Origin of the sequence: Actinosynnema sp. NPDC059335, assembly GCF_042752395.1 — a bacterium.
Lineage (GTDB): Bacteria > Actinomycetota > Actinomycetes > Mycobacteriales > Pseudonocardiaceae > Actinosynnema.
On the sequence record NZ_JBHYXZ010000041.1, the window covers coordinates 25,885 to 34,703 of the forward strand.

General features: G+C 72.9%; 6 protein-coding genes and 1 pseudogene. All 7 read left to right on the forward strand.

Features of this window, described 5'->3' with window-relative positions:
• The first annotated feature begins 38 nt into the window (after nucleotides 1–38).
• Nucleotides 39–693, forward strand: a pseudogene (locus ACFXGA_RS15405) (response regulator transcription factor).
• Complete coding sequence (locus tag ACFXGA_RS15410; protein WP_378088215.1) at nucleotides 690–1,901, forward strand: sensor histidine kinase; 1,212 nt, start codon at nucleotides 690–692, stop codon at nucleotides 1,899–1,901. The pseudogene ACFXGA_RS15405 and the gene ACFXGA_RS15410 overlap by 4 nt, the downstream one beginning before the upstream one ends.
• A gap of 138 nt (nucleotides 1,902–2,039) precedes the next feature.
• Nucleotides 2,040–2,384 (forward strand): hypothetical protein, encoded by a 345-nt coding sequence (locus tag ACFXGA_RS15415; protein ID WP_378088217.1) that lies wholly within the window; start codon nucleotides 2,040–2,042, stop codon nucleotides 2,382–2,384.
• Nucleotides 2,385–2,530: 146 nt separating this feature from the next.
• The gene (locus tag ACFXGA_RS15420) at nucleotides 2,531–3,529 is read left to right on the forward strand and encodes a LacI family DNA-binding transcriptional regulator (protein ID WP_378088219.1); all 999 of its coding nucleotides are present in this window, start codon (nucleotides 2,531–2,533) and stop codon (nucleotides 3,527–3,529) included.
• Between the two features lie 414 nt (nucleotides 3,530–3,943).
• Nucleotides 3,944–5,254 carry an MFS transporter gene (locus ACFXGA_RS15425; RefSeq protein ID WP_378088221.1) on the forward strand — a complete coding sequence of 437 codons (1,311 nt, stop codon included), beginning with the start codon at nucleotides 3,944–3,946 and terminating at the stop codon, nucleotides 5,252–5,254.
• A gap of 10 nt (nucleotides 5,255–5,264) precedes the next feature.
• On the forward strand, nucleotides 5,265–7,754 hold the full coding sequence (locus ACFXGA_RS15430) for a glycoside hydrolase family 78 protein (RefSeq protein ID WP_378088223.1): 2,490 nt from the start codon (nucleotides 5,265–5,267) through the stop codon (nucleotides 7,752–7,754).
• Nucleotides 7,754–8,819, forward strand: a 1,066-nt coding sequence (locus tag ACFXGA_RS15435) for a glycoside hydrolase family 3 N-terminal domain-containing protein (protein WP_378088225.1), incomplete at its 3' end; no start/stop codon positions are given. The genes ACFXGA_RS15430 and ACFXGA_RS15435, both read left to right, overlap by 1 nt.

The window sequence follows — 8,819 nt, forward strand, 5'->3', positions numbered from 1 at the left end:
GACGCCGAGGTGACGTCACCACGGGTCACCATGGAGGGATGCGGATCCTGGTGGTCGAGGACGAGCCCCTGCTCGCGGGCGCGGTGGCGGAGGGCCTGCGCGACGACGCACGCGGTGGACGTGGTGCACGACGGCGGTGCCGCGCTGGAGCGGCTGGACGTGCACGACTACGACGTGGTCGTGCTCGACCGGGATCTGCCGGTCGTGCACGGTGACGACGTGTGCCGGACGATCACCGCGCGCGGCGCGACGACCAGGGTGCTGATGCTGACCGCCGCGGCGACGGTCGACGACCGGGTCGCGGGCCTCGCCGTCGGCGCGGACGACTACCTGCCGAAGCCCTTCGCGTTCGTCGAGCTGGCCGCGCGGGTCACGGCGCTGTGCCGGCGGTCCCGCCCGGCCGCGCCGCCGGTGCTCACGCGGGCCGGCATCCGGCTCGACCCGCACCGCCGCGAGGTGTTCCGGGACGGCCGCTACGTTCCGCTGTCCCGCAAGGAGTTCGCGGTCCTGGCCGAACTGCTGCGCGCCGACGGCGCCGCCGTGTCCGCGGAGCAGTTGCTGGAGAAGGCGTGGGACGAGCACGCGGACCCCTTCACCCACACCGTGCGGATGACGATCCTCAAACTGCGACGCAAGCTCGGCGAACCACCGGTCGTGCTGACCGAACCGGGAGTGGGGTACCGGATCCCGTGAGGCGGCTGACGGTCCGCGCCCGGCTGACACTGGTCTACGGCGGGCTGTTCCTCCTCGCCGGGATCACGCTGCTCGGCGTGACCTACGCGCTCGTCTCCCGGCAGGCGCCCGGCGCCGGCCCGGCCACCACGACCGCGGTGGACGGTCCGCCGCTGAAGCCGGCCGGGGAGGGGCCGTCCCTCAACCAGGTGGTCGAGGAGACCCGGCAGGACACACTCGCCGCGCTGCTCACCCAGGGCGGGATCGCGCTCGTCGCGGTCGCCGCCGCGGCGACCACGCTCGGCTGGTTCGTCGCCGGGCGGCTGCTGCGGCCGCTGGACCGGGTGACCGAGACCGCGCGGCGGATCGCCGACGCCCCGGCCGCCGACCGCAGCCTGCACGAGCGCATCGCGCTGACCGGCCCGCCCGACGAGATCAAGCGGCTGGCCGACACGTTCGACCTGATGCCGGCCCGCCTCGACCACTCGCTGGACGGCCAGCGCCGGTTCGTCGCGAACGCGTCGCACGAACTGCGCACCCCGCTCACCCTCAACCGGACGCTGATCGAGGTCGCGATCGCGCGCCGCGGGGCCGGGGCCGACGTGCGCCGGCTCGGCGAGACGCTGCTGGAGGTCAACGCCCGCCACGAACGGCTGATCGAAGGACTGCCGGTCCTCGCCAACTCCGACCGCGAGCCCGGCGAGTTGTCCTATGTGGACCTGGCGGACATCGTGGCGCACGTCGTGGCGCAGCAGCAGGGGGCGGTCGACGTCCACGCCGAGCCGGGCGAGGCGCCGACCTCCGGGAACCCGGTGCTCCTGGAGCGGCTCGTGCAGAACCTCGTCGAGAACGGCGTGCGGCACAACGTCACCGAGGGCGGCTGGGTGCGCGTCACGAGCACCACCCGAGCGGACGGCTCGGTGGAGCTCGTGGTCGCCAACACCGGGCCGGCCGTGCCCCGCTACGAGATCCCCGGCCTGTTCGCACCGTTCCGCCGGCCGGCCACGAACCGGCTCACCGGCGCCGGCCTCGGGCTCTCGATCGTGCGCGCGGTGGCCCGCGCCCACGGTGGCGAGGTCCACGCCGAGCCGCGCGAAGGCGGCGGCCTCGTGGTCACGGTCACCCTGCCCGGAGCACCCGCACCACCGGTCGCCGTGGCCGAAGCCGCCGACAGGCCGACATCGACGCGGAGCAGGGACTACTGGCGGTTCAGGCCCGGCCTTCGCTGATCAGGCGGTATGGCTCGGGCGCCGCGGCCGGGATGATGGGCGTGCGGGATGCGCCGATCACCTCGGGGAGTGACAGCCCATGGGGCCCGAGGTCGACTGTCGCATCGCGGGCACGGCCGGAGTCGCGGCGGAGTATCGGTGGATGATTCCGTGGGGGATGCGTTGAGAATATCCTCGGATGAGCTGAAGTCCTACCTGAAAAGGCGCTACCCTGATCGCTGGAGAGAGGTCTCGGAGGAGGAACTGTCCGAACTGTCGCAGGAGTTGTCGGAAGTCGGCTACACGTCGATCGCCATGCTGGACGACGCGCTGCGGGGGACCGATCCGTACCTGCTCGATCATGAAGATTCCCTGCCCTACGCACACCGGGGCTACTTCACGGCCACAGGCGCGGTTCGGCAATCACTGGCCCTGGTCGATGAAGAGTACCGGGAATTCAAATATCCTGATGACGACTCCGATGAGTCGCCGATCGTGGGTTAGGGGACCGGGAGAAGCGGTGTGCTCGCCGGGGAGGGTCGTCGACTGACCGGCGGGTTGGGCCCGCTGTGGGTTCGATCATCGGCAAGGCCGGGGGAACGGCTGCTAACCTCACTGCTAGCACGTGCAAGTCGTGGGGAGAGGTGGACGTGAGGGCCGGGGCGGGCAAGCGGGTGACGGCGGCGGACGTCGCGCGGTCCTTGGGGCTTTCCCGGGCCACGGTCGGTTTCGTGCTCAACGGGACGGCCGGGCAGAGGATCTCGGAGGCGACCAGGGACCGGGTGCTGGCGGAGGCCGCACGCCTGGGGTACCGCCCGCACACGGCCGCCCAGGCGCTCCGCCGCGGCAGCAGCAGGCTGGTCCTGCTGATCATCCCGGACTGGCCGGTGGACTTCAGCGTCGGCAAGTGCGTCGAGGAAGCCTCGCACACGCTGGAAGAGGCCGGGTACTCGCTCGTCACCCAGACGCACCACCCCGTGGGAACGGCCCGCCCGCTCTGGGAACTCCTCGACCCCGAGGTGGTGGTGGGTTTCGCGCCGTTCACCCCGGACGAGGTGGCGGCGATGCGGGGCTGTGGCATCACGAAGATCATCCCGGGGGCGGGGCCGAGTCCTTCGACGCCCGATCCCCTCGGCCTCGACGACGGCCCGCGCCTGCAGGTCGAGCACCTGCACGCGCGCGGCCACCGGCGCCTCGGCTTCGCCGCGACGACCGACGCGCGCGTGTCCGGCCTGGTCGAGTCCCGGCTGCGGGCGGCCCGGGAAGCCGCCGCGTCCCTGGGGTCGGCCCCGCCGGTCGTCCGACCGGTCGACGGCGCTCCGGACGCGGCCGCGCGGGCGGTCCGGGACTGGCTCCACGCGAAGGTGACGGGTGTCGTCGCGTACAACGACGACAGCGCCGCAAGGGTGATCGGCGCCGCCCTTCGCGGGGGCCACGACGTGCCCGCCGACCTCGCCGTCATCGGGCACGACGACAGCCCGTACACCGCGTTGTTCGTCCCCTCCATCTCCAGCATCCGGATCGACTACGCGGGGCTCGGGCGGCACCTGGCCGCGCTGGCGCTCCAGGCCGCCACCGGCCGCCCGCTGCCCGACGGCGGTGTCGACGCCGCGACCGCGGTGGTCGCCCGGGAGTCCACGGGGTCCTGACGGATCAGGCGTCCGTCACCCGCGGGCTTCCCGGTCCGGGCCGCGGTGGCACGCCCCGACGGGGTTCGGGGCGAGCCCGGCGTCTTACCGGGGTCGGCCGGCAGCGGCCGGAGGTCGGTGCGGGGAGGCGCTGATCGGGGCCGAGCCGGTCCGCGGGCCACCCGCCGCGTCGGCCGGGAGCCGGTCCCGGCGGTCGCGCAGGCCGTCCGGGCGAGGGCGTCTCGACGCGCTGCCGGCAGGGCTTGCTCCACAGACGTCGGGTCGGGCACGGCGGTCGACCTCCGCAGGTGGTTGGAACGTTTCAAGCTCGAGTGCTTGCACGTGCTAGCCGGACGAGATTAGCATCACCGCTCACCGTCCCGCTAGCACGTGCTAACAGCCTGGACCTCGCCTTTCGGACAACGGAGTCTGCTCATGACCGACAGCCAAGCGTCCGCCCTCCCGCCGCCTCCCGCAACCACGTCGGCCCAGCTCCCGTCGCCGGACACGGGGCTGCCGGAGGTCTCCGCCCGCTACATCTGGTTGATGGTGCTCGCCCAGTTCGGCGTCTTCATCGCGTTCATCACCCCGCTGGCGATCTCGTTGTCGGTCCGGCTCGCGCAGCTCGCGCCGGGGCACGAGGAGTACCTCGGCTACATCACCGGCGCCGGCGCCGCGACGGTCGTCGTCACCGGCCCGCTGCTGGGGGTGCTCAGCGACCGCACCCGCAGCCGGCTGGGTCGCCGCCGGCCGTTCATGGTCGTCGGCACGCTGGTCGGGATCGTGTCGCTGGTCGTGATGGCGACCGCCCCGAGCGTCCTCGTGCTCGGGCTCGGCTGGGTCCTCGCCCAGCTGGGCTGGGGCCAGGCCCTCGGCGCGCTGACCAACTCGCAGGCCGACCGCCTGCCGGAGTCCCAGCGCGGCAAGGTCGCCGGCCTGGTGGGGTTCGGCACCCTCGTCGCACCGGCCGTCGGCGTCACGCTCGCCGGCGGCTTCGTGGGTGACCCGCTCCTGCTCTTCCTGGTGCCCGGCGCGATCGGCGCCGTGCTGGTGGCGCTGTTCGTCGCCCTGGTGCCCGAGCCGGACAGCCGCGGCTCGTCCTTCGGCGCCCCGCTGACGATCGGCGCCCTGGCCCGCAAGTACGTGTTCGACCCTCGCCGGTACCCGGACTACTCCTGGGCGTGGCTCAGCCGCTTCCTGTTCTACTTCGGGCTGACGCTCAACACGACGTTCGTCGCGTTCTTCCTCGCCTCCCGCCTGGGTGTCGGCGTGCAGGAGGTGGCGGGCACCGTCGCCGCCCTGTCCGGGCTCGGCGTGCTGGCCACCTCCGCCGGGGCGATCGGCGGCGGGTTCCTCTCCGACCGGCTGCGCAGGCGGCGCGCGTTCGTGCTCGCCGCGGGAGCCGTCTTCGCGCTCGGCGCGGCCGTGATGGCGCTCGCCGGGAACCTGCCCCTGCTGTTCGCCGGGTCGCTGACCACGTCGATCGCGCTGGGCATGTTCTCGGCCGTCGACCAGGCGCTGGTGCTCGACGTCCTGCCGGAGCGGGAGAGCGAGGCCGGCCGGTTCATGGGCATCATCGGTTTCGCGACCAGCGTGCCGCAATCCGCGGCCCCCCTCGTCGCACCGGTGGTCCTGGCGGTCGGTGCGACCGCCACCGGCAAGAACTACACCCTGCTGTTCTTCGTCGCCGCCGCCTGCACCGTCCTGAGTGGACTCGCGGTGCTGCGCGTCAAGTCCGTTCGCTGAGGAGTCGATCATGTCATCCACCTGGCAGGCCAGGTTCATCACACCCGCGGCCACGTCCTGGGCGCGGCCCGGCGAGCCCGCGGCCTACTTCCGCCGCGAGTTCACCGTCGAGGGGGCGCCCCGCCGCGCGACGTTGCACGTCACCGCGATCGGGGTGGTCGAGGCCCACGTCAACGGCGCCCGCGTGGGCGAGGACGTGCTGACGCCCGGCTGGACGTCCTACCGCCACCGGCTGGCGGTGAGCAGCCACGACGTCACCGACCGGATCGTGCCCGGGGCCAACGCGCTGGGCGCGGTCGTCGGCGAGGGGTGGGCGATCGGCCGGCTCGGGTACGAGGGCAAGCGCAACCACTACGCCGACCGGCCGGGGCTGTTCCTGCAGCTCGACCTGGAGTACGACGACCGGGTCGAGACCGTCGGCACGGACGAGTCGTTCACCGCCGGGACCGGAGCCGTGCTCGCCAACAGCCTGTACGACGGGGAAGAGCACGACGCGCGCCTCGAACCCGTCGGCTGGGACCTCCCCGGCTTCGACGACACCACGTGGACGCCGGTGGAACCCTTCGACTGGGACCTCGCCACCCTGGTCACCACCGGCGCGCCGCCGATCCGCAGGACCCAGGAGCTCGCCCCGACCGCGATCCACCGCAACCGCGACGGCAACCCGATCGTCGACTTCGGGCAGAACATCTCGGGCCGGGTCAGGCTGACCGTGCGCGGGCGGGCCGGGCAGACGGTGACGCTGCGCCACGCCGAGGTCCTGGTCGACGGCGAGCTGAACACCGAGACCCTGCGCACGGCCGCGGCGACCGACCGGTACACCTCGCGGGGTGACGACGTGGAGACGTGGGAACCGAGGTTCACCTTCCACGGCTTCCGCTTCGTCGAGGTGGACGGCTATCCCGGCACGCTGACCGCCGACGACATCACCGCGGTCGTCGTCCACAGCGACATGCCCCGCACCGGCTGGTTCGAGTGCTCCGACGAACGGCTCAACCGGCTGCACGCCAACGTCGTGTGGTCCATGCGGGACAACTTCGTCGGCGTCCCCACCGACTGCCCGCAGCGCGACGAACGCCTGGGTTGGACCGGGGACATCAACGCCTTCGGCCCGACCGCGGCCTTCCTCTACGACGTGCGCGGGGTGCTCGGGTCGTGGCTCGCCGACCTCGCCGCCGAGCACCGTGCGAAGGGCTACGTCCCCTGGGTGGTCCCCGACGTGCTGTCGACGCCGTGCACGCCGACCGCGCTGTGGAGCGACGTGGCGGTCAGCCTGCCGTGGACCCTGTACACCGAATACGGCGACGTCGGGATCCTGCGGCGCAGCTACGGGTCCATGTCCGCGTTCATCCGGGACGTCGAGACCCGGCTGAACGGGAACGGCTTGTGGGACCGGGGGTTCCAGTTCGGCGACTGGCTCGACCCCGACGCGCCGATCGACAACCCCGCCGGGGGGAAGACCGACCGCCACCTCGTGGCCTCGGCCTTCCTGTGCCGCACCACCGCCGAGATCACGAAGGCCGCGCGCCTGCTGGGCGAGACCGACGACGCCGAGCACTTCGCGGCCCTCGCCGCGCGCGTGCGGACCGCCTTCCGCCACGAGTACGTCACCGCGTCCGGCCGCCTCGCCGACGAGTCCGCCACCGCACTGGCGCTCTCGATCTGCTTCGACATCCTGGACGAGGAGCAGGAGGTCAGGGCGGGCGAGCGGTTGGCCGCGCTGGTCGCCAAGGCCGGCTACCGGATCTCCACCGGCTTCGCCGGGACCCCGTTCGTCACGGAGGCGCTCAGCCGGACCGGTCACCTGGACGTGGCCTACCTCCTGCTGCTGGAGACCGGGTGCCCGTCGTTCCTCTACCCGGTGACGATGGGAGCGACGACGATCTGGGAACGGTGGGACTCGATCCGGCCGGACGGCTCGGTCAACCCGTCGGGGATGACGTCGCTGAACCACTACGCGCTCGGCGCGGTCGCCGACTGGCTGCACAAGGTCGTCGGCGGCCTGACCCCCGCCGAACCCGGCTACCTCAGGATGCGCATCGCACCACGCCCGGGTGGCGATCTCACCCACGCGACCGTCACCCACGACACGGTGCACGGGCCGGCCTCCGTCGCGTGGCGCATCAGCGAGAACCGGATGCGACTCGACGTGCGGATCCCGGAGGGCACCAGCGCGACCGTCGTGCTGCCGCTGCACCCCGACGACCTCGTCGTCGAGGTCGAGGCCGGCGAGCACGGTTGGCAGTACGACATCGCGGGCACGGCCCCGGTCCGGTACACGATGGACACACCGCTGCGGGTCCTCGCCCAGGACGCCACGGTGTGGCGTGCCGTCACCGAGGCGTTCGGCAAGCACTTCCCCGGCATCCCCCTCGACGCCTCCGCCCCGGAAGCGGCGAGCTTCTCGCTCAACACCGTCCTCCACCACGTGCCCGGCGCCTCGCGGGAACTCCAGGACGATCTCACGGCCGCCGTCGTCGGCCGGGAAGGACACCGCTGATGCCACAGCACACCACCGCCGACCTCACGCTGGAGCAGAAGGCGTCGCTGCTGTCCGGGCACGACTTCTGGACCACCAAGGCGATCGACGCCGCGGGCGTGCCGTCCCTGCTCCTGGTCGACGGACCGCACGGACTCCGCGCCCAGGACGCCGAAGTCGACCACCTGGGCGTGCACGCCGGCCGACCCGCCACCTGCTTCCCCACCGCGGCCGCCGTCGGCAGCAGCTGGGACCCCGAGGTGGCCGCGGAGATCGGCGCCGCCCTCGGCCGCGAGGCGCGTGCCGCCGGCGTCACCGTCAACCTCGGCCCCGGCGTGAACATCAAGCGGTCACCGTTGTGCGGCCGCAACTTCGAGTACTACTCCGAAGACCCGCTGCTGAGCGGCGTGCTGGGGGCCGCGCACGTGCGCGCTCTCCAGGAGCAGGGCGTGGGCGCCTCCGTCAAGCACTTCGCGGCCAACAATCAGGAGACCGACCGGATGCGGATCAGCGCGGACGTGGACGAGCGCACGCTGCGCGAGATCTACCTCCCGGCGTTCGAGAAGGTCGTCACCGAAGCGCACCCGGCCACGGTCATGTGCTCGTACAACCGCGTCAACGGCGTCCTCGCGTCGCAGAACCGCCGGCTGCTCACCGACGTCCTGCGCGACGAGTGGGGGTTCGAAGGCGTCGTCGTCTCCGACTGGGGCGCCGTGGCCGACCGCGTCGCGGCGCTCGTCGCCGGCCTGGACCTGGAGATGCCGGGGACCGGCGGCGTCACCGATGCCGAGATCGTGGCCGCGGTGCGCAGCGGCGAGCTGGACGAGGCGGTGGTCGACCGGAGCGTGCGCCGCGTGGTCGAACTCTCCCGGAGGGCCGCGCCCGCGACCGGCACGTTCGACGCCGCCGCCCACCACTCGCTGGCGAAGCGACTCGCCACCGAGTGCGCCGTGCTGGTGAAGAACGACCGGGGGACCCTGCCGAGGGGGGCCCGCCCCGCCCCCCCCCCCCGCGGGGGGGGGGCCCCCCCCGGGCGCGGGCCCGGGGGGGGGGGGGGGGGGGTTTTAAAAAAAAAGAGAGCCCCAC

Excerpts from the sequence above, each read along its gene's own strand:
- ACFXGA_RS15425 (WP_378088221.1), top strand. The coding sequence starts at position 3,944 with ATGACCGACAGCCAAGCGTCCGCCCTCCCGCCGCCTCCCGCAACCACG.
- ACFXGA_RS15430 (WP_378088223.1), top strand. The coding sequence starts at position 5,265 with ATGTCATCCACCTGGCAGGCCAGGTTCATCACACCCGCGGCCACGTCC.